At 38.9% G+C, this 21,463-nt stretch carries 25 protein-coding genes and 1 riboswitch; of the genes, 19 read left to right on the top strand and 6 right to left on the bottom strand.

The features are described from left to right. The first annotated feature begins 85 nt into the window (after positions 1-85). Entirely contained in the window at positions 86-2,125 is a 2,040-nt protein-coding gene (locus tag H9649_RS17265) for a prolyl oligopeptidase family serine peptidase (RefSeq protein ID WP_191696147.1), read from the top strand. A 43-nt stretch (positions 2,126-2,168) separates the two neighbouring features. Here the strand turns inward: H9649_RS17265 and H9649_RS17260 are convergent, their stop codons facing one another. Next, complete coding sequence (locus tag H9649_RS17260) at positions 2,169-3,140, bottom strand: M23 family metallopeptidase (RefSeq protein WP_225229975.1); 972 nt, start codon at positions 3,138-3,140, stop codon at positions 2,169-2,171. 135 nt (positions 3,141-3,275) lie between these two features. Here H9649_RS17260 and H9649_RS17255 point away from each other — a divergent pair, with 135 nt between their 5' ends. Beyond that, a complete protein-coding gene (locus tag H9649_RS17255) occupies positions 3,276-3,593 on the top strand; it encodes a thioredoxin family protein (RefSeq protein WP_191696146.1) in 318 nt (105 codons plus the stop codon). Between the two features lie 46 nt (positions 3,594-3,639). On the opposite strand, the gene H9649_RS17250 is transcribed toward H9649_RS17255, so the two are convergent. Together H9649_RS17250 and H9649_RS17245 are read right to left on the bottom strand one after the other, a co-directional pair. Further along, positions 3,640-4,365 (bottom strand): glycerophosphodiester phosphodiesterase, encoded by a 726-nt coding sequence (locus H9649_RS17250; RefSeq protein ID WP_191696145.1) that lies wholly within the window; start codon positions 4,363-4,365, stop codon positions 3,640-3,642. A 92-nt stretch (positions 4,366-4,457) separates the two neighbouring features. Beyond that, positions 4,458-4,739: an AbrB/MazE/SpoVT family DNA-binding domain-containing protein gene (locus H9649_RS17245; RefSeq protein ID WP_191696144.1), complete on the bottom strand. Its 282-nt coding sequence runs from the start codon at positions 4,737-4,739 to the stop codon at positions 4,458-4,460. A 208-nt stretch (positions 4,740-4,947) separates the two neighbouring features. On the opposite strand from H9649_RS17245, the gene H9649_RS17240 reads away from it, so the two are divergent. From H9649_RS17240 to H9649_RS17190, 11 genes are all read left to right on the top strand, one after another. Beyond that, positions 4,948-5,814 (top strand): YitT family protein, encoded by an 867-nt coding sequence (locus H9649_RS17240; protein ID WP_191696143.1) that lies wholly within the window; start codon positions 4,948-4,950, stop codon positions 5,812-5,814. Between the two features lie 46 nt (positions 5,815-5,860). Beyond that, a riboswitch (SAM riboswitch) is annotated at positions 5,861-5,967 on the top strand. Between the two features lie 71 nt (positions 5,968-6,038). Next, entirely contained in the window at positions 6,039-6,947 is a 909-nt protein-coding gene (metA, locus tag H9649_RS17235) for a homoserine O-acetyltransferase MetA (protein WP_191696142.1), read from the top strand. Between the two features lie 205 nt (positions 6,948-7,152). Further along, positions 7,153-7,668: a GNAT family N-acetyltransferase gene (locus H9649_RS17230; RefSeq protein ID WP_191696141.1), complete on the top strand. Its 516-nt coding sequence runs from the start codon at positions 7,153-7,155 to the stop codon at positions 7,666-7,668. 105 nt (positions 7,669-7,773) lie between these two features. Beyond that, the gene (locus H9649_RS17225; protein WP_191696140.1) at positions 7,774-8,655 is read left to right on the top strand and encodes a hypothetical protein; all 882 of its coding nucleotides are present in this window, start codon (positions 7,774-7,776) and stop codon (positions 8,653-8,655) included. A 154-nt stretch (positions 8,656-8,809) separates the two neighbouring features. Next, complete coding sequence (locus H9649_RS17220; RefSeq protein WP_191696139.1) at positions 8,810-9,475, top strand: HAD family hydrolase; 666 nt, start codon at positions 8,810-8,812, stop codon at positions 9,473-9,475. Positions 9,476-9,716: 241 nt separating this feature from the next. Next, positions 9,717-10,292 (top strand): GNAT family N-acetyltransferase, encoded by a 576-nt coding sequence (locus H9649_RS17215; protein WP_191696138.1) that lies wholly within the window; start codon positions 9,717-9,719, stop codon positions 10,290-10,292. A gap of 96 nt (positions 10,293-10,388) precedes the next feature. Then, a complete protein-coding gene (locus H9649_RS17210; protein ID WP_191696137.1) occupies positions 10,389-10,580 on the top strand; it encodes a DUF6366 family protein in 192 nt (63 codons plus the stop codon). Positions 10,581-10,689: 109 nt separating this feature from the next. Further along, complete coding sequence (locus H9649_RS17205) at positions 10,690-10,866, top strand: hypothetical protein (protein WP_191696136.1); 177 nt, start codon at positions 10,690-10,692, stop codon at positions 10,864-10,866. 118 nt (positions 10,867-10,984) lie between these two features. Next, positions 10,985-11,542: a D-glycero-alpha-D-manno-heptose-1,7-bisphosphate 7-phosphatase gene (locus H9649_RS17200; protein WP_191696135.1), complete on the top strand. Its 558-nt coding sequence runs from the start codon at positions 10,985-10,987 to the stop codon at positions 11,540-11,542. 157 nt (positions 11,543-11,699) lie between these two features. Next, entirely contained in the window at positions 11,700-12,041 is a 342-nt protein-coding gene (locus H9649_RS17195) for a rhodanese-like domain-containing protein (RefSeq protein WP_191696134.1), read from the top strand. 155 nt (positions 12,042-12,196) lie between these two features. Further along, positions 12,197-12,901: a DUF421 domain-containing protein gene (locus H9649_RS17190; RefSeq protein ID WP_225229974.1), complete on the top strand. Its 705-nt coding sequence runs from the start codon at positions 12,197-12,199 to the stop codon at positions 12,899-12,901. 4 nt (positions 12,902-12,905) lie between these two features. On the opposite strand, the gene H9649_RS17185 is transcribed toward H9649_RS17190, so the two are convergent. After that, a complete protein-coding gene (locus tag H9649_RS17185) occupies positions 12,906-14,102 on the bottom strand; it encodes an NAD(P)-dependent malic enzyme (protein ID WP_191696133.1) in 1,197 nt (398 codons plus the stop codon). Positions 14,103-14,338: 236 nt separating this feature from the next. On the opposite strand from H9649_RS17185, the gene H9649_RS17180 reads away from it, so the two are divergent. The 3 genes from H9649_RS17180 (at position 14,339) to H9649_RS17170 (ending at position 15,653) form a co-directional block, all read left to right on the top strand. Next, positions 14,339-14,911, top strand: coding sequence for a TetR family transcriptional regulator (locus H9649_RS17180; protein ID WP_191696132.1), 573 nt, complete (start codon positions 14,339-14,341; stop codon positions 14,909-14,911). A 77-nt stretch (positions 14,912-14,988) separates the two neighbouring features. Further along, on the top strand, positions 14,989-15,339 hold the full coding sequence (locus H9649_RS17175) for a DMT family transporter (protein WP_191696131.1): 351 nt from the start codon (positions 14,989-14,991) through the stop codon (positions 15,337-15,339). Beyond that, positions 15,339-15,653 carry a DMT family transporter gene (locus H9649_RS17170; RefSeq protein ID WP_191696130.1) on the top strand — a complete coding sequence of 105 codons (315 nt, stop codon included), beginning with the start codon at positions 15,339-15,341 and terminating at the stop codon, positions 15,651-15,653. Before H9649_RS17175 ends, H9649_RS17170 begins: the two co-directional genes overlap by 1 nt. 4 nt (positions 15,654-15,657) lie before the next feature. Here H9649_RS17170 and H9649_RS17165 read toward each other — a convergent pair whose 3' ends face one another. Continuing rightward, positions 15,658-16,320: an HAD family hydrolase gene (locus H9649_RS17165; RefSeq protein ID WP_191696129.1), complete on the bottom strand. Its 663-nt coding sequence runs from the start codon at positions 16,318-16,320 to the stop codon at positions 15,658-15,660. Positions 16,321-16,429: 109 nt separating this feature from the next. Between H9649_RS17165 and H9649_RS17160 the strand changes: the two genes are divergently transcribed. Continuing rightward, positions 16,430-17,329 carry an RluA family pseudouridine synthase gene (locus H9649_RS17160; protein ID WP_191696128.1) on the top strand — a complete coding sequence of 300 codons (900 nt, stop codon included), beginning with the start codon at positions 16,430-16,432 and terminating at the stop codon, positions 17,327-17,329. Between the two features lie 44 nt (positions 17,330-17,373). Here the strand turns inward: H9649_RS17160 and H9649_RS17155 are convergent, their stop codons facing one another. Continuing rightward, positions 17,374-18,012 carry a spore coat protein gene (locus H9649_RS17155; RefSeq protein ID WP_318241715.1) on the bottom strand — a complete coding sequence of 213 codons (639 nt, stop codon included), beginning with the start codon at positions 18,010-18,012 and terminating at the stop codon, positions 17,374-17,376. 157 nt (positions 18,013-18,169) lie between these two features. Here H9649_RS17155 and H9649_RS17150 point away from each other — a divergent pair, with 157 nt between their 5' ends. After that, the gene (locus H9649_RS17150) at positions 18,170-19,456 is read left to right on the top strand and encodes a LysM peptidoglycan-binding domain-containing protein (protein WP_191696127.1); all 1,287 of its coding nucleotides are present in this window, start codon (positions 18,170-18,172) and stop codon (positions 19,454-19,456) included. Positions 19,457-19,992: 536 nt separating this feature from the next. Beyond that, positions 19,993-21,363, top strand: coding sequence for an NADP-specific glutamate dehydrogenase (gene gdhA / locus H9649_RS17145; RefSeq protein ID WP_191696153.1), 1,371 nt, complete (start codon positions 19,993-19,995; stop codon positions 21,361-21,363). Positions 21,364-21,463 lie beyond the last annotated feature (100 nt).

The following is a 21,463-nucleotide window of genomic DNA, read 5'->3' as shown; positions in this document are numbered from 1 at the left end:
TTTTTTATTTCAGAAATTCAATTTCCCTCTCTTTTCAGAACAGTATGGTAAAATGAAACAGAAGACAAATACAGGGGGCATTTAGATGACAGTACATACAAAAAAAGTGAATATAGAAGAAAATTATCACGGCACAATAGTACAAGATCCGTACAGATGGCTAGAAGATCCGAAAGATACTGAAGTGCAAGCATGGGTCGATGCACAAAATGAACAAACTCGAGCGTATGTATCCGATTATTCCGATCGTCAAAAGCTTAAAGACAAACTGACGGATGTATGGAACTACCCGAAGTATTCCGTTCCTCGAAAAGAAGGGGAGTATTATTATTTCTCTATGAACGATGGACTTCAAAACCAAGCTGTCTTTTACCGGACGACGGACTTAACTAGTGAAGATTTTGAAGTGATACTTGACCCGAATACAATCAGTGAAGAAGGAACTGCAGCGATTACAAGTCTCTCTTTCTCAAAAGATGGCAATCGGCTGGCCTACGGTATTTCGTTGAACGGAAGTGACTGGCAAGATATTAAAATTCGTAATCTTGCAACAGGGCAGGATGAAAAAGAAGTTTTGAACTGGTGTAAATTTTGTAGTATCGCTTGGAATGAAGAAGGAACAGGTTTTTACTATAATCGTTTCGCTGATCCTTCAACTGTTGCTGCAGGTGAAGAAAGCTACTACAATAAAGTCTATTGGCATGAAATCGGAACTTCACAGGAAGAGGATAAGCTTATTTTTGAGGACTTGGATAATAAGGAACACTCTTTCAATCCGATTTTATCCGATGATTTCCGATACCTACTTCTCAATGTGTGGAAAGGAACTGAAAATAAAAGCAGAATTTATTACAAAGATCTTCAAGAGGATGGAGAATTCGTCAAACTACTTGCGAATGATGATGCTCAGTACACTTTCATTGGGAATGAAGGGACAACATTCTTCTTTATAACGAACTTCCAAGCACCAAAAGAAAAAATTATTGCAATCGATTTGAATAATCCATCACACGATAACTGGACAGATATCGTTGCTGAGCAGGACGATGTTTTGTCATTCGGCCAAATCATCAATCGTCAGTTTGTAGTTGGCTATTTGCATAATGCTTATTATGAGATGAAGATCCATGCGCTTGACGGGGCGTTCGTGAAAGATGTCCCGTTACCATCCTTTGTTTCACTGTCGGGTATGAGTGGAAAGAAAGATGATAAATCGATGTTCATCGGCTATACATCTTATCTGTCGCCGGGAACAACAGCGAGCTATGACTTTGAGACAGATGAAATGACGTATATCTTCAAACGTGACGCCAAATTCGACACGGCTGATTTTGAGACGACACAAGTTTTTTATCCATCAAAAGATGGAACGCAAATTCCCATGTTCCTCACGCATAAAAAAGGATTGGAATTGAATGGTGAAAATCCGGTGCTTCTTTATGGATACGGTGGATTCAACGTTAGTTTGACGCCTTCATTTTCACCTGCACTCAGGCTTTGGATGGAAGAGGGCGGTGTCTATGCTGTCGCGAATCTCAGAGGTGGTGGAGAGTTTGGGGAAGAATGGTATAACGCGGGAACTCTTGCAAATAAACAAAATGTGTTTGACGATTTCATCGCAGCGGCAGAATGGCTCATTGAGAAAAAGTATACACAAACTGCAAAACTGGCCATCATGGGAGGTAGTAATGGAGGTTTACTTGTCGGGGCGTGCATTACGCAAAGACCGGACCTATATGGGGCAGCTGTCTGTCAAGTGCCTGTAATTGATATGCTTCGGTATCACAAATTCACAGTCGGCCGCTATTGGGTCACTGATTACGGAAATGCGGAAGCGAATGCCGAAGACTTTGACTTCATGATGAACTATTCACCTTTGCACAATGTGCATGAGGGCACTACTTATCCGCCTACAATTATTACTACTGCGGATACGGACGATCGCGTCGTTCCATTACATGCAAAGAAATTCGCTGCGACATTGCAAGCAGCGCAACAAGGTGAAAATCCGATTCTATTGCGTGTAGAGAAGAACGCAGGCCACGGAATGGGGAAACCGACTGTTAAAATAATTGAAGAGCAAACAGATGTTTACTCCTTCTTGTTTAAAACGTTGAATATATAAGTAAGAGGCTGTTTCATCAAATTCTGATGAAACAGCCTTTTCTTCACTTCTGTCTTTCCCAATTCCGGAGAGCTGGGTAGGGATCGAACGACCATTCTGTCCGACCGTTGTATTTATATACACCATAATGAAGGTGGGGAGGGAATTTACCTGACGTGCCTTCTTTTCCGTAACCCGTACTGCCGACATAGCCAAGTAATGTTCCAGGCTTCACAATATCACCGGTTTGAATGCCTTTATCAAAATAAGCTAAATGGGCATAGTAATGATATGTGTTATGGTTGTCACGAATACCGATGCGCCATCCACCATAATTATTCCAACCCATTACTTCGATGACACCGTAGGAAGTGGCGACGACTGGAACTCCGTATCCAGCGAATAGGTCGGTACCTTCGTGAATTCTGCGCCCACCCCAACCACGACTTGACCCGAAAGTGCCACGATAGCTGTAATGATATCTCTTTGGAATGGGAAATGTGTGCGCGTCAAGTTCTACTGTTTCAAAGTGCTTATATAGCTTGGCAATCGTCATGATTTGATTTACAGTCGCTTCGCGTTTGTAGTAATGCCACAAAGCAGCTTTGTAATCCTCGTCTTTTGGGCCATATAACGCAAGGTGATTCGCTATTGTATGAAGGATATCGGCAGGTTCATCCCTATTAGCAAAGCCGTCATCATTCCCATCTGCTCCATTACCGCCAAAAAACGAAATTGACAGTGGATTAGTGTCTTGTAAATCAGGATTAAACACGCCAGCCCAGTATTCTACCGGTAATTGAAGGGAAATAGGACCAGTCGATTTTTCGATGTCAGGTCGTACTTGTTGGATATTGCGTTCATATTGATCGATTGCAGCTAGATGATACCAAGGTACAAGTTCACTTGAAGACTTGAGGTAATGGCGCATTCTTTCGTCGACCAGTTCTGCTTCAGATGGAGTCGAAGCGGTAACTGTAGGGAGTTGACTGAAAAAAAATACAGTTGTTAGTAACGTGAGCATGTAAGTACGCAAGGGGATTCCTCCTTCTTTCAAGCTTATATTTCCCTGATTCGCTTCATTCATGAGTATTTAGTCAATGTAATATGATGGAACGTCTTTTGAATGATATACTCAACTGGAGCTTGTGATAATTAGGAGGTTGTTATGATGGAAAAACTAAAGTCGGTGGAGCAATTTGAGAACTTGAAGAATGGGGAACGGACAATCTTTATGTTTTCAGCGGATTGGTGTCCAGATTGCCGCGTAATTGATCCAATTTTGCCGGGGTTAATGGCGGATTATCCGGAGTATGAATTTATTTATGTCGATCGCGATGAATTTATGGATATTTGCCAGCAACAGGATATTTTTGGAATACCTAGTTTCATAGCATTTCACAGTGGAGAAGAAGTTGGTCGTTTTGTGAGTAAAGACAGCAAAACACGTGAAGAAATAGAAGCATTTATTAATGGATTGAATGTGTGAAATAAAAAATGGGAGAAGCTGAGTAAAACATTGCTTCTCCCATTTTTTAATGATGATCTTTCAGCAATGCATGCATTTTCTCAGGATAATCGGTGAAGATGGCTTCTACGCCGGCTTGTTGCAACATCCGCGCGTAGTTTTCATCATTGACGGTAAAAGTCCTGACCGGAATTCCACTCTCGAACAGTTCGCGCATTGATGGCCGTATTGCTGCTGGGAAAAGCACGTGCAGTGCATCAGCGGGGATGTTGCGGATGTAATCCACAGGATTAACAAGCACTTCCATGAAGAGAGCACCAGTTTCGATGGAAGGTGCAAGTTTCTTTGCGAGTTGTATTGCACCGTGATCAAATGAAGAAAGAACGACACGTGATTCCATCTGCATATCTGTAACATTAGTAATGACTTTTTCCACCATTCCTTCATATGGGAAGATGTCAGATTTTAGTTCAATATTTAAAATGTGATCAGTTCCGCAGAAAACTTCTAGTACTTCTTGTAGTGTCGGAATTGTTTCTCCTGTGAAATCTGGAGAAAACCAACTTCCAAAGTCGTAACTTTTCAATTCTGTCAATGTCTTATCCTTCACATAGCCTTTACCGGTAGATGTACGGTTAATCTTCTCATCGTGAATTACGACCAACTCATCATCAGCTGTCATATGAACGTCGAATTCGACTCCATAAACCGGTAAGTAGGATGCTTCTTTGAACGCAGCAATCGTATTTTCAGGAAAAGCACCAGACGCTCCGCGGTGTGCGAAAATTTTCATTGAATATGTCCTCCTATTTAAAAGATAATCTTGTACACGAAAGAAAGGGCTAACGGAAAGCCCGTAGCCCTTTAATTATAGCCTAACTCAGATCATTGATTCCATTTTTTGTTGTCTTCAATTTCTTTCTTTAAAATTTCCGCGCCTCTTGGACTAATGAACATCCCGTTTGACAGTCTTTTATTTTCTGGTGTAATATCACCGGTTACGATACATGCTTCATCTACGACATATTTTCGTAAGATAATCATGTCTTCGTCTACAAATATTTCCATAGGTGCACCCTTTTCGAGCTGCAATGTACTTCGAAGTTCCTTTGGTATTACAATTCGCCCAAGATGATCGACTTTCCTGACAATACCTAAACTGCGCATAATATCCTCCCTGACATTGTAAATTTAATTGTACGATTATAGCAAAGTATAGCCGTAAATTAGAAGAAATACAAAAATATGAATATACTATCTTATCTTTACCTATACCCTCTATTCCTCTTTTGTAAGCTTTAAAACTATTGTGAACAAAGATTTCTGCTAAAATAGGTAAGGTTTGAACAAACATCTTTAAAAGAGGGGTTACAGTATGTCAATTATTAATAAAAAGTCGATTCTTTTCGATTACATCCAGATCATTGTCGGTGCAACATTCGTCGGCCTTGCGTTTAATATATTCTTGCTACCTTCGCGAATTGCAGCAGGTGGAGTATCGGGAATCAGTACGATATTGTATGAGCTTTTCGAGTATAATCCCGCATATGTACAATGGCTTATTAACATTCCGTTAATCATACTAGGGTTGGTGCTTGCGGGTAAGGAATTTAGTGCAAAAACAATTGTCGGGACGTTTTTTGTTCCATTCGTCATATTCATAACAGCAGGAATTGATGTACACATCGAGAATCCATTACTTAGCTCCATTTATGGAGGAATCATGTTAGGTATCGGTCTTGGGATAGTTTATAGAGGAAACGGCTCGACAGGCGGGACCGCATTGATTGCCCAATTGTTGAAGAAATACACAGGCATTTCGAGCGGATTTTCCCAATTGATTGTCGACGGCGTTGTTGTCGTCACTTCGGCATTTGTCTTCAACTTTGAATTGGCGTTATATGCACTCATGTCAATTTATGTGACGAGTAAAGTGATTGACTTCGTTCAACTTCAGACTTCACCTACAAAATTAGTGCTTATTATCACAGAATATCCTGAAAAGATTCAGACGATCATCCAGAACGAGATTGACCGTGGCTTGACGAAAGTAAAGTCGACAGGTGGTTTTTCGAATAATGAAAAGACGATGATTTTCTGTGTTGTGGAACAATCTGAGGCGGTTTATTTGAAAAAACTATTGCAGACGGCTGAACCAACTTCTTTTGTCATCTTCCTTAATGCTTCTGAAATATTAGGATCAGGTTTTTCAAAAGCAAAAGTACATGAGCTGAATAAATAGGTATACAATTCTGTTATAAATGATATAATAGGTCACAATCGAATATTTCTTATCAAGAGAAGCAGAGGGATTTGGCCCGTTGACGCTTCAGCAACCTCTGCATTTGCAGGAAGGTGCTACCTCCAACAAGATGAAAGTCTTGAGAGATAAGAACGGAGAAGTACAATTTATCCTCGTTCCTGTCCAAAGGGAGCGGGGATTTTTATTTTGAGGAGGAATTGACAATGCCAATTAATATACCTGAACAATTACCTGCACGCGAAATGCTGAAAGAAGAAAAGATCTTTGTCATGGATCAAATGAGAGCGACAGCGCAAGACATTCGACCGCTGAATATACTCATCCTGAATCTCATGCCGGAAAAAGAGAAAACAGAACTGCAATTGCTGAGACTTCTAGGAAATACCCCTTTGCAAGTGAATGTGTCATTTCTGAACACAGCAACCTATGAATCACGCAACGTCAGTAAAAATCATTTGAATTCATTTTACACGACGTTTGACCATGTGAAGAACCGTCGCTATGATGGTTTAATCATAACGGGTGCTCCAATCGAGCATTTGAAATTCGAAGACGTTACGTATTGGGACGAATTGAAACAAATCATGGACTGGTCCAAGACGAACGTCACTTCCGTTTTACATATATGCTGGGGAGCCCAGGCTGCGCTCTATCATCACTACGGCATCGATAAATTCGAGTTACCTAAAAAACTATCAGGTGTATTCAGCCATACATTGACTGACCCGACAGTAGAACTGGCTCGCGGTTTCAATGATCTTTTCGAGGCACCGCATTCACGCTATACGTCTGTTTCTGCAGAACAGATTGAACAGGATCCACGACTGCAATTACTTGCGGTTTCTGAAGATGCAGGAGCATTCATCATTGTTTCCAACGATAGCAAGCATATTATGGTGACCGGTCATCTGGAATACGACGCCTGTACGCTCGGTGAAGAATATGCGCGTGATGTAGCAAAAGGAATCGACATAGACATTCCTGAAAACTACTTCCCGGATAACGACCCTTCAAAAAAGCCATCGAACACATGGCGTTCCCACACGCATCTGCTGTTTTCAAACTGGTTGAACTACTACGTCTACCAGGAAACACCTTTTGAGTGGGATTGAAATAATAGTAATGACTGACGGCGGCGGATACTACATTCCTTCGTCGTTTTTTAATTGGATAATAAGAAAGTGGTTTCTATTGAAGAGGAAGTTTATTGAAAAGTTTGATATGATGAAGCTTTAAAAAGGTAATCAGAAATCAAATTAAAATTAGAGAATGGCGCTCAAATGGCAAAAATCTTATAGATAAAAGGAGAGATATCATTTGAAAGTAAGAGAGATAGAAATTTCAGATGCAGAAAAACTCTCTTGTTTAATTCAGCAAGTAGAGGCAAGTTCTGAATATATGCTTTGGGAGGCCGGGGAAAGAGAATTTGAAAATGTACGGCAAAATAACATGATAAAGCGTATGAAAGAAAGTAATAATTCCACGATACTTGTAGCTGAAAATGAAAGTAATGAGTTAGTAGGGTACTTATTTGCTATTGGTGGCGATGCGAAAAGAAACAAGCACTCAGCTTACATTGTCGTTGGTATTTCTGAGGATTATAGGGGCAAAGGTGTAGGGTCCAAAGTATTTAAAGAGTTGGAACGATGGGCTATTCATCATAATTTACATCGCTTAGAGTTAACGGTTGTTAGTCGGAACGAAGCTGGTCTGTCTTTGTATAAAAAAATGGGTTTCGAAATTGAAGGAACAAAAAAACACTCTTTATTCATCGGCGAAGAGTTTGTTGATGAATATTACATGTCAAAGTTGATTGATCCTGTTCTCTGCTAAACACAGTTGTCAATTCACCCTAAATAACGTCAGTCATCTATGGAACTCTTTTAAGTATGAAGGACATTTCATCAATGTCGTCGTGTAAAATTGGAGGAAATTAAATTGAAGATTAAACCAACACAAAAAAATTTAGAGGCATGGATTGAAAATCTCGTGCCCAATAAAGACTTGTTCTTTTTGACAAACGATTTCTTAAATCACCAAATTGATATTTTAGATGTACTGTTGATGCCAATTGATGAGTTTTTTAACCACAGTACATATAAGCAAATCGACTATGTGAATAGCTACTTGTACTGGAACATAAAAAATGCACAGTATGTGCTTATTGCTGATAAGAGTTGGATTGGAAGCAGATCTGCCGATGAGCAGGCTATCATTTTTAATGCGCAAATAGAATGTGCGCGAGGTCTTGTAGTGCCTATTGATTTTGTAAATGAATTAGAAAAAATACCTCCTAACTATATTGTGGATAAGCGTATTTTCATTCAGCGAGAAATGTGGGAGAACCTTGATTTTATAGTTAAAGGACAGTTGCTTAATAAAATGGTTTATGAGTGGTGGGATAACGGAGATTGTGAAGCGGCTCCTCCCACAATGCCGGGTTTTCTAAAACCATATGCGAATACATTTGGTTATAAACAAGGTTCTAATTGTTTGGCGGCTGTTTTGTATGCAATTTCAAAAGGGAAACAAGAATGGTTTATTCACGAATGGGTACATCAAAAAACATTTTTAGAGACTTTGAGCCAGTATGCGTATCAGGAATATGAGGGTGAAGGTATGAATGAAGGGGATATAGTAATCTGGAAAGATAAAAATGATACCGTTCAGCATGCAGCTTATTACATAGGTGACGGTCTGTATTTTAATAAGCACGGCCAAACGATATTCAACCCTTGGAAGATCCTAAAAGAAGAACAGTTATATAAAGTATGGGAGCACCTGGACCTTGTGAAATATCGGAGTGAAAATAATTTATAGTAGAAAGTGGTTCAATAACTTTATACGTGCTTAACCTCAATCCAATTCGACGCCTGCACTACAGCAACGGAGAGTATATTACATATTATCGTTCTTTCATCAATCAGGACATTTAGTTGAATTAATGTAAAAACAATAGTAGGGAGATGGAGAGATGATTAAGGCTGTCCTATTTGATTTAGATGGAACTTTGTTAAATCGAGATGATTCAGTCAAGGGGTTCATCGACAACCAATATGAACGATTAAATAAATGGGTTGGTCATATACCAAAAGATAAATATATTACACGATTTATTGAAATCGACAATCGTGGATATGTTTGGAAAGATAAGGTATATCAACAATTAACTAAGGAATTTAATATTTCCGAAATCACTTGGGAGGAATTGCTTCAAGATTACATCAGTGAATTTAGGTTCCACTGTGTTCCTTTTGATAATCTAATTCAGATGCTAGAAGATTTAAAGAGTAAAAATATTCTTCTAGGAATGATTACAAATGGTTATGGACAATTCCAAATGGAAAATATTAAGGCTTTAGGAATTGAAAACTATTTTGATGTGATATTAGTATCTGAATGGGAAGGAATAAAAAAACCAGACCCTGAAATTTTTAAACGGGCTTTAGATCAACTAAATGTATTACCTAAGCAAAGTGTATTTGTTGGAGATCATCCTGAAAATGATGTAAAGGCTTCACAAAATATCGGGATGAAAGGAATTTGGAAAAAAGACCTTCATTGGGATGATGTTGATGCAGATTTCATAATTAATGATTTGAAGGAACTGCCATTACTTATTGATCTGTTTGATTATTAATAAATCGGAGATATTTGATACTCATGAAAATCTCGAGAAAATAATGTGTATGAATCGGTATGGGTTTTATAACTATTGTGAAAAATATGTAAATACCTATTCTAATTAATTAAATAGAATCTTGTTCGAGAAAAGGGGCCGATAGTGACAAAACTTCTTATCTGAACAGTGCGAGAATTGTGTGATTTTGATTAGTGGGTTGGACTGTCTTATAAAAAGTTAAAGGCAAGGTGAACTGGAAATGAATCCTTTATTATTGGATATCCCCCTCCGATTTGAAACGGAAAGACTAATTTTACGAGTACCAAGGCAATCGGTTGACAGTAGTATTGTCAATCAAGCGATAAAGGATTCTATGAATCAATTAAAGACTTGGCTGCCATTTGCACAAACTACACCAACTGTTGAAGAAACAGAAATAAATCTAAGAGAGGCTTATATAAAATTTTTGAAAAGAGATGGTTTTCGTTATCTAATTTTTAATAATTCCTCTAAAGACTTTATAGGTGTTGTAAGTTTTGAAGATGTTAATTGGGATGTACCAAAATGTCAGATAGGTTATTGGATCAATACGAAACAGAGTGGTAACGGGTATATGCTAGAAGCTGTAAAAAGTGTAACTGAAATAGGTTTCAATCTAATGAAATTTAGAAGAATAGAAATTAGATGTGAATCTACTAATTTAAAGAGTCGTTCAATCCCTGAGAAATTAGGGTTTAGATTAGAAGGTACTTTAAAGGATGCCGATTTATCGGCAGATGGTAGTAGCTTAACGGATACTTGTGTTTATGCAAAGCTTTACAAAGATACTTTGTAAAGTCATATCTTCAATCATCGAGGACAATAAATGAATAAGATCATGCTTAATCGGACCAATTTTTTTACACTCTAATTAAAATTAAGGAGTGGTAAAATGGGTAGTGAAAACGAAACTCCTGAAGAACTACGAGAAAGATTGAGGCAGAAGGAACTAAAACATCAAGCTAGCAGTATGCACGGAAGTGGGCTTTCTGATTTAGTAGGTGGCTTAGGTTGGAAAGGCGCTGGAATAATGATTCTTTTAATAATACTAGGCTTAATAATATATGCCGTCTTCTTTCGCTAAAGGATACGTTTGTAATACTTTCTACTAGGATCAAGTGAATGGGTCATTTAACAGCCACCAGGGTGATTTAATATTAGGTTTTTGAAGCGGGGGATATGAGCATGAAAAGTTGGTCAGGTTCAGCACATATTATTTTAGGGTAGAAAAGATTGGTGAAAGTAGCGGAATAAATGATCCTGATGAACTAATTGCTGAAGCAGATTGGAAGTCTTTGTCTGAAATTAAAGCGATTAACCACGTCTATCTTGAGGATTTAAAACTTTTGATACAGCAGATTGAAAAGTAATGTCGTAATCGGGTGATTTAGCGGTTTAAGGTTTGTGCTTCGAACGGGTCAAATTGTGCAATAGAGAGAATGTAAAATAAGGAGAATTATAGACCTGACTGTATGGAGGGATTTTGTGATGAAAGCAGTATTTCTAGACCGTGATGGAACAATTGGTGGAACTGGTGGTGGAGTTCATCCATTTGAATTCTCATTGTATGAATTTGCACCGGATGCTATAAAAGTACTTAATGACTTAGGACTAAAAGTATTTCTGTATACAAACCAAACAAGAGTGGGAAGAGGATACTTTACTGAGGATGAATTAATAAAGGGTTTCGAAATAATGAAAGAAGACTTGGTGAAGCAATCAGCTTTTTTAGATGATATATTTTATTGTCCGCACAAGCCTGAAGATGGCTGTGAATGTCAAAAGCCAAAGATTGGTTTGCTGATAAAAGCAAAAGAAAAATACAATTTAAATCTGAATGAGTGCTATGTTGTAGGTGATACGGGAAATTCAGATATGTTAGCTGCCAACCTAGCTGGAACCAAGAAAGTTCTAGTCAAAACAGGCTGGGGAGAAGGTTCACTTACCACTCACCGTGAGAATTGGAAGGATGTAGAACCAGATTACATAGCAAATGATTTGGTTGATGCAGTTAGCTGGATTTCAAATGATTTAAAGAGAAAGTAAGTTCAAAGTAATTAGGTGATATAGTATCTACCAGAATGGGGGCTAGTTTTTGAAGGAAATTAAAATTTATAGGATTCTAATTGGTCACATTGTAAGCGTTGGCTAGATGAAAAGAGAGGTTGACATCGAGTCGTTTATAACTGAGGAGGAAAAGAAAATGGCGGTAAAAACGATTACACCTGAAGAATTATTCGAGAAAATGAATGCACAAGAAGAACTTGTACTTGTGGATGTACGGGCTGAAGAAAAATATAAAGACTTTCATATTGAGAACGCTAATGTGTCGGGTTTAAATATACCTAAAACAGAGATTTTTAGGCTGGAAGACGAATCGGAACAAAACATATCGACGTTACCAATAAATCAAAAGCTAATCATTACATGTACGACTGGAAACTCAGCAACAAAATGTGCGAACGTTCTCGCCGAACGTGCATATGATGTAGTCGTATTGAAAGGCGGCATCACCGCTTGGAAAGAATTTATAAACAAAAAATAAATTGCTCTTATACGATGAGTATTATATTTAAAGCTAGCCCGTTCAAATCTCGATTATAATTAAGTAAGGTTTGGGAGAATGCTTTACTCCTCCAAACAGATAGTATAAACCAATCCTTCTGTTACACACTACAGTGTAATGGAGGTGCATTGAACATGCCTGATTGGTTAAAAGTGGATTTTTGGGAAATGATTATTAGAACAACAACTGCTTTCATTGTTCTTCTGATTCTTGCAAGAGTGATGGGAAAGAAACAAATTTCGCAATTGACTTTTTTCCATTATGTCACGGGTATTACGATAGGATCCATCGCGGCAGAAATTTCTGTGAACTCCGAAACACATTTTTTCAATGGAACTATTTCATTAATATGGTGGGCTTTGTTGACAGTATTTGTGAATCTGTTGACAATTAAATCCTTTAAGGCGAGGAAATTGCTTGACGACAAGCCGACAATTTTAATATTGAAAGGTAAAATAAGTGAACAAGGCTTGAAGAAAGCGCGTTTTACGTTGAATGATCTTAACATGATGCTACGCGAGCAAGGAGTCTTTTCAATAACGGACGTCAATTATGCCATCCTTGAAACGAACGGAGAGTTAAGTATTTTAAAAAAAGCAAGCCAGGAACCTGCTACTCGACAAGATGTCAAAGCTCCTGGCAAAGAACCTAAATATATTCCGACTGAAATTATCTCTGATGGGAAGTTGATTAAAGAAAACTTGACCGAGTTGAAACTCACAGAGGAATGGGTGTATGATCAATTAAAGAAAAAAGGTATCGGTACAATTGAACAGGTCTATTATGCTGAAATTCAAGGTGATGGATCGCTTCATGTTGATGAGAAAACAGGTGAATGATTAATTAACCTACAGGCATAGCAGAAAGTGATGCTGTGCCTGTTTTGATTGCGGCTTCAGCAACTGCTTGTGCAACGGCATTGACGACGCGATCATCAAAAGGATCGGGGATGATGTAATCCGCGTTAAGATCTTTTTCATCGATCAATGAAGCAATTGCATAGGTAGCGGCCATTTTCATCTCTTCATTGATATCTCTTGCGCGAACGTCAAGGGCTCCTCTAAAAATCCCAGGAAAAGCGAGCACGTTATTCACTTGATTCGGATAATCAGAACGTCCCGTAGCGATAATGAATGCTCCGAATTGTTTTGCGAGGTTTGGCATGATTTCAGGTATAGGATTTGCCAAAGCGAATAAGACAGGTGAATCACTCATGGACTGGATCATCGCTTCCGTCAACAGGTTAGCGACGGATACACCGATGAAGACATCCGCATCATATAATGCGTCAGACAAGCTCCCGGTTACTCCAAAAGGATTTGTGATGTGTGCCATTTCAAGTTTAACTGGATTCATGCCGTGTGTTCGGTTCTTATGGATCGTACCTTTTGAGTCACAAAGGATGATGTGGCGGCAGCCGAGTGTCGTAAGATGTTTAACGATTGCAATTCCTGCAGCTCCAGCACCGTTGACGACGATTTTTGCATTGGACAGATCTTTCTCAATCAGTTTGAATGCATTAATCAGACCTGCTGCAACGACTATCGCTGTTCCGTGCTGATCATCATGGAAGACGGGGATATCACATTCTTCCCGCAGACGCCTTTCAATTTCAAAGCAGCGGGGTGCGGAAATGTCTTCCAGATTGATGCCGCCGAAAGTAGGACTTATCGATTTTACCGTTTGGATAATCTCTTTCACATCTTTCGTTCCGAGACAGATTGGGAAGGCGTCGACATCTGCAAACCGCTTAAGCAATAGCGCTTTGCCTTCCATTACGGGCAACGCAGCCTCCGGACCGATATCGCCTAAGCCTAAAACGGCTGTGCCATCAGTAACTACAGCGACAAGGTTTCCTTTAATCGTATAATCGAAAACGGTTTTGCGGTCTTTTGCAATTTCCAGACAGGGCTCAGCAACACCCGGTGAATAGGCTAAACTTAGATCAGCTGCATTTTCTAGTGGTACTGTAGATACAATTTCCATCTTCCCTTTATGCAATCCATGCATTTCCAAAGCCGAATGATAACCCCTATCCATTAACGTCCTCTCCATTCCTATGTGATGATTGTATAATACAAATTATTAACAGGTAATCAATCGTAAATCAAGCTAAATAATCTATGAAATCCCACTATTATGTGAATGGTACCGCTTACATATTCATTATTAATGCTTTTAGTATGTGAAAAAAATATTTTTCAAAACGGATGTGAAAGGAAGTTTTTTATGGTATTATAAATGAATGACAGTCATTCATTGAGCGGAGGGATACTTTGAACAAAAAAGAACGAATAGTAGAAGCGGCTATTGAAGTGTTTCGTCAACAAGGAATTGAGAAGACTAAAATATCAGATATCGTGAAAGTGGCAGGTATTGCACAAGGCACTTTCTATTTATATTTTCCGTCAAAGTTATCATTAATGCCAGCAATTGCGGAAGTGATGGTTGCAAAAACACTTGAAATCGTTAAAGAACGTGTGTCAGAAGAGGAGACTTTTCCAAAAAGATTGAATCAGCTTGTCGATGCGATTTTTGAAGTGAATGAAGAATACCACGAAATTCAAGCACTTATTTATGCTGGATTGGCTTCAACTGAACACTTGAAAAATTGGGAAACGGTGTATGCACCTTTCTATGAATGGATTAGTGGTAGTTTGAAGCGAGCGATAGACGATGAAGTGATTCGCGGCTCTGTGAACCCTGAACGAACAGCAAGGCTAATTATCGGTCTAGTGGAATCTGCTGCCGAACAGATTTACTTATACGATACTGACAAAGAAGATGAAGCGATTGTTCAGAAAAAAGAAGTGAAGGAATTTTTAAAGCATGCGCTATCCATTAAATAAGTGGTAGCAGCTTTATAAAAAACAACACGTTGTTCTTTAATGAATGACAGTCAGTCACAAAAGTGAGGAGAATAATAATGAATAAGTCTTGGTTTTATGTAGCAATGACAAGTTTTTTTGAATTGGTTTGGATATTTGGTTTCAACGTGGCGAGTGTCTGGTGGCATTGGATTCCTATTGTTTTGTTCATTATTATCGATTTTCATTACTTGGCAAAGGCTTGCGAAAATTTACCAACGGGTACCGTCTATGCTGTTTTCGCAGCTATCGGTACAGTAGGGACTGCTTTGATGGATGTATTCTTTTTCCATGAAACATTAAGCGGCAGCAAGATCTTCTTTATATTCATCTTATTAATTGGTGTTATTGGACTAAAGGTAGCGGATGATATGGAGGAAAAGAAAGCAAAGAAAGGGATTGTTAATTGATGGGTTGGCTATTAGTTATGCTCGCTGCAGCAAGCGAGTTCATCGGAGTCATTGGATTAAATAAATATAATGAGAAAAAGAATATGAAAAACCTCCTACTTTTTGGAGGAGGTTTTGGTGGCGCATTCGCATTGCTTTATTTGTCTTTCAATTATTTGCAGGTGAGCACAGCATACGCCGTTTGGATTGGAATCGGAACAGCAGGTGCAGTACTCATTAATATGGTTTTTTTCGGAGAATCAAAGAGCATTGGTCGAATTGCCAGTGTTGTATTAATTGTTATAGGAGTCGTCGGACTTAAAATGGTGTCATAATGAGTTACAGCACTTCCCAGTGACGTTCTTTGGCGAGAGTGTGTAATCGTTTCTCCGGTTTAACAGCAATCGGATTTCCGACTAGCTCAAGTACAGGCAAGTCGGAATAGCTGTCTCCGTAAGCAAAGCTATTCGCCCAGTCTATATCTTTTCCTGCTAATGCTTTCATAATCATTTCATTTTTACGTTTTCCTTGGATATGATAGATTTTTTTCTGCTTATCGAACTGACCATCTGCTATGTATGGAATTTCAGTTCCAATGATATCATTAAAGGGAAGCTCATTTGTTACAGCATTCAACAAAGGTGTGTATGCGCCAGAGACAAGCATAATGTGCGTTCCGTCCTTTTTATGCTGATTGATGCGTTCTACGACGTCTTCGTTGAAGTCATTCCGCATTGCATCTTTTAATTCCGAGAAGTATTCTTTTTGACTAGATTTGTCCAATGAACCCAAAGCATTAATGTAAAGTTGCATGGAGCGTTCTTTCATCGTCTTTTCAGGTACGATTTTTGATTTGTACCCTATATATAAAGGGAGAATCTGTCTGTAGAACGATTTGTATTCCTGGCTATATTTTGGATGATGTTTTAAATGTTGCATCAATAATTGGAAGGTTTCATTGGCGTAAAGCGTGCCATCGAAGTCGAAAATTGCTACTTTCATATTATCGCCCCTTTTTTTACGAAACAAAAAGCTTTAATTATGATGATACAGTGTTTGTAATCGAAGAGCAATTTAACGATAATAGAGCATAGAGAGTGAGGAGACGAATATGAAGACAAACCAAGCCAAAAAAAGAGAGAGTTCACAACAGTATAAAGTAATTGAAGAGGCTGAGTTATTGCCTTTTTTACTTAAAAATATGAAAAAAAATAGCCGGAATTCAGTTAAGTCCATATTGACAAGAGGACAAGTGTTTGTCGATGGACGTTCCATTACAAAACATAATTACAAATTACATGTAGGTCAACAAGTTGAAATTCTTTCGAATAAAACAGCGTTGAATGAAAGCATGATTACGGGGTTGACAATTTTGTATGAAGACGATGCAATCATCGTTATTGATAAAGAAGCAGGTCTATTATCGATGGCTGCTAAAAACAAAGATGAGAAGACTGCATTTAGTGAAGTATCGTCCTACGTGAAAAAGCAAAATCCTAAAGATCGTGTATTCATTGTTCATCGCTTGGACAGAGATACATCGGGTGTGTTGTTATTCGCGAAAAGTGAAGAAGTTAAAATGAAACTGCAAGATAATTGGGAGGAAATGGCGAAAGAACGCATTTACACAGCGCTTGTCGAAGGCAATGTGAAGAGGGAAAAAGGTACAGTGAAGTCGTGGCTCAAGGAGACGAGAACATTTAAAGTGTATTCGAATCCGACAGACAATGGCGGTCAGCTTGCGATTACCCATTTTCGTAAAGTAAGACACAACCAAAGATATACGCTTCTTGAGATTGAGCTGGAAACAGGTAGGAAAAATCAGATACGTGTTCATATGGAAGAGATTGGCCATCCAGTTGTCGGGGATAAGAAATATGGCTCCTCTGTGAATCCATTAAAAAGACTGGGACTGCATGCAACATCCATTACGATTGTACATCCTGTAACGGCTGAAGTGATGAAGTTTGAAACGGAAATTCCATCAGCTTTTATCAATAAAGCATTGTAAAATAGAAAAGCTGTCCGATCAGTAATTTGACCGGACAGCTTTTCTTATTGGATCGTATGGTCGGGCATGCTTGGTTGGCCTTGTGAGGGAGCAAATGCGTTCAATAACTGTTGCATATCCTGTTGGGCCAATTGTGGAACTTGGTAATAGTGATGTTTATTCTGATAGATAGACAATTCATATGCCATTTCAATGCAGTTCGGTATGGAGTCTGCCAGTACGCGTCTAACAACCGGATTTGTCGTTTCCAAAGAAGTGGCAGCCTTCATAGTAGCGTTAGCTTTAGCTGAACCGAGCAGGAATCCTGAAATTATTTCATCATTAACTTCATTAGCATTTTGTAAAGGTTTTTTTGGTTGTGACGGTTTCATACCATATATGAAATCGTTACCTTCTTTCATTTTGTAGCTACCTGTCGGATGAGACGGATCAGTGCCTGATTTGAAGCACTCCACTGTAATGTTGTATTCATCCAGGGTAAAACGGTATTGCCTATCGATAATATCCAATAGTTCCGGGTCTTGAACATAGGGTCTTAAAAGCATCGCCTGGTTCAAAGAGGCGATTACACCTGAAAGTGCTTCATGCACGTCAAACAATTCGTGTCCACCATGATTCATGTCTGTGGGAACGGAGCCAGTGTGCATATTTTGATGCATTTCTCCAAATTGGTTTTGAGTCACGCTATATCCTCCTTATAAGGCAATATTTAAAATCAGATGTAGCATGGCGCGTTACAGCAAGAATATGTATGTTATTAATACCCATCATGCATATTCAGACAGCTTGGATAATAGCATGGAGTAAAGGCATTTTGTCAATGAAAGGCAGAGGATGACAATGCAAATCCATGTGGTGCAACAAGGACAGAGTTTATATGGTATTGGACAGGCATACGGGGTAGCGTATGAAGAAATAGCTGAAGCAAATAAGTTGGTTGATCCATCAAAGATTGTGGTCGGTCAAGCACTAGTTATACCGATAAATGGTAGTTATCATTGGGTACAGCCCGGTCAATCTTTGTACACCATTTCCAAGCTTTATGGAACTACGGTTGAAAACTTGGCACGAATTAATGGCATAAATCCGGGAAGCATATTACAAATTGGACAGCGGTTGTACATCCCTAAACGTATCAAAAAAGAAATTGAGACATTTCTATATGTTGAACCACGCGAAGCAATTATGCAGGAATTAACAGAGGAAGTGATTGCACGCGTCGATGATTTGACGTATTTAGGTATGTTCAGTTACGAAGCACAACGGGATGGTTCTTTGAAAGAACCGCCGCTTGGTGAAATTCCGACAATTGCATCAACCGCAAATGTGATGAATGCGATGGTTATCAGTAATCTGGAAAATTTCGCATTTAATGCAGATCTTGCGCATGTCCTTTTCACCGACATGGTCGTTCAAAACCGATTATTCGAAAATATCGTTCGAACTGCAAAGAAAGTCGGCTATTCTGATGTCCATTTCGATTTCGAATTTATTAAGCCGACAGATAGAGAACTGTATAATGCTTTTTTGAAAAATGCGCGAGCTCGTTTCCGACCTGTAGGTTTAACATTATCAACTGCATTAGCTCCAAAGACTTCAGCTAGTACTACGGGGATTTATGGTGGAATTGACTATAAAGCGCATGGTGAAATTTGCGATTTCGTCACATTAATGACATATGAGTGGGGATATTCATACAGTGAGCCTCAAGCAGTAAGTCCGATTAATCAAGTACGAAAAGTTGTAGAATTTGCCGTAAGTCAAATACCACGAGAGAAAATCTTTCTCGGTCAAAACTTGTATGGATATGACTGGAAATATCCCTATCCACCCGAAACCGACGTTCCTGCAAAAGCACTAAGCCCATGGCAGGCTGTCAACTTAGCTATTCGTCAAAATGCCAATATCCAGTATGATCCGATCGCGCAAGCACCATACTTCTTATATTGGGATAATGAAGGTGTACGACATGATGTCTGGTTTGAAGATGCTCGCAGCATTCAAGCAAAATTCAATTTGTTGAAGGAATTTAAATTGCGTGGAATGATGTATTGGAAATTGGGATTAGCTTTCCCACAAAACTGGTTATTACTCACTGATAATTTCATAATTAAAAAAGGTAAATAACTAGAAAGGCCATACGTGCAAACATTGCACATACGGCCTTTTTCATTTTTATTAATCTTTTGAAATGTAATTTATGACGCTCTGGAAAATATCTACATCAGGATTGATTAGTAGAGCAGGTAGGAATGCAAGTGTCATGAGTATAGCCAGGTTGGCTCCAATAACGGTACGTAGCATTTTTTTGAAGTTCATAAAGCATCTCCTCTTTCTCTTCATTGTAGTTTTCCAATAACTGTTTTATGGGCTTTTGGATAGTCTCAATAATATTATATGTTCAGAGTGTTGTAAATGATTTTATTTTACCAAATATTGTTTCGACAGGAATTTGTTATTACGATAAATAATAAATGTTCGAGTGAATAAAAATGAAAAATAGGTTGAATGTATTCGAATTTTCGGTAATACTAGTACAAACGAAGAAATGATTTTGAAATATTAATCTTCTGAATATGGTAAAATAGATTTCTACATATCTATTTAGCTATAGGTGATGAGATGTTAATGAAAGAATGAAAGGGATGAGGCAATTGACTAAAATGGAATCCACTCAAGAAAACCGCAGTCGTGCAAATGATTATGTGCACGAGGTGTATGAATTGATTAAAAAGAGAAATCCAGATGAAAAAGAATTTTTACAGGCGACAAGGGAAATTTTCGATTCACTACGACCGGTCTTTGCCAAACATCCGGAATATATCCGCAATGGAATTTTGGAACGAATTACAGAACCGGAGCGTATTATCTCTTTCCGCGTCTCTTGGGAAGACGACAAAGGAAAAGTCCATGTCAACCGCGGTTTTCGTGTACAGTTTAACAGCGACCTCGGCCCATACAAAGGCGGCATCCGTTTCCATCCTTCCGTAAATACCAGTATTATGAAATTCCTCGCTTTCGAACAAATTTTTAAAAACGCATTGACCGGTCTTCCTATTGGCGCAGGGAAAGGCGGATCTGATTTTGATCCAAAAGGGAAATCAGAAAGAGAAATCATGCGCTTTACACAAAGCTTCATGACTGAATTGAGTAAGTATATCGGGCCAGATATCGATGTGCCTGCTGGAGATATCGGTGTTGGGAAACGAGAAATAGGATATATGTTCGGCCAGTATAACCGGTTGAAGGGTGGATACGAAGCGGGCGTGCTAACAGGAAAAGATCCAAATCATGGCGGATCTCTTGGTCGTAAGGAAGCGACTGGTTATGGCACAATCTATTTCGTCGAAGAGATGTTGAATGAGAACAGTCTTTCATTTAAAGGTAGCAAAGTAGTTGTTTCCGGTTCAGGAAATGTGTCGACGTATGCAATTGAAAAAGCGCAACAACTTGGAGCGACTGTTGTCGCCTGTAGCGACTCGGCGGGTTATATTTACGACAAGAATGGTTTGAACCTTGATACGGTGAAAAGGTTAAAAGAAGTTGAGCAGAAAAGGATATCCGAATATGTAAAAGATCACCCTGAAGCTGTCTATCATGACGATTGCTCAGCGATTTGGTCAATCCCTTGTGATATCGCTTTACCTTGTGCGACGCAAAACGAAATCGATGAAATCGCTGCTCATATGCTCATTGGCAATGGTTTGAAAGCACTCGGTGAAGGTGCGAATATGCCTTGTACGATTGAAGCAATCAATATTTTTATCGAGAACGGAATTCTATTTGCTCCAGCAAAAGCGGCTAATGCAGGCGGAGTTGCCGTGTCAGCGATGGAAATGTCTCAAAATAGTATGCGTCTTGCGTGGACGGAAGAGGAAGTAGACGAACGGTTGAAGCTTGTCATGAAAAACATCTATGCTAGCAGTAAAGAAGCTGCCGAAAAGTTCGGCAAACCCGGCAATCTAGTCATGGGTGCTAATGTAGCCGGCTTTCTAAAAGTGGCCGATGCCATGGTCGCTCACGGCATACGCTAATAAGAAACCATCTCAAACCCGTCATGATGTGACCCCTAAAAGTTAGAGTTTTATATTACGCAGCTAATTGGCTGGTGTGAAGACGGTATTGAACCGGACT

Source organism: Sporosarcina quadrami (genome assembly GCF_014836615.1).
In the GTDB taxonomy this organism is placed as follows: domain Bacteria; phylum Bacillota; class Bacilli; order Bacillales_A; family Planococcaceae; genus Sporosarcina; species Sporosarcina quadrami.
This window is presented reverse-complemented; position numbering and strand designations above follow the sequence as displayed.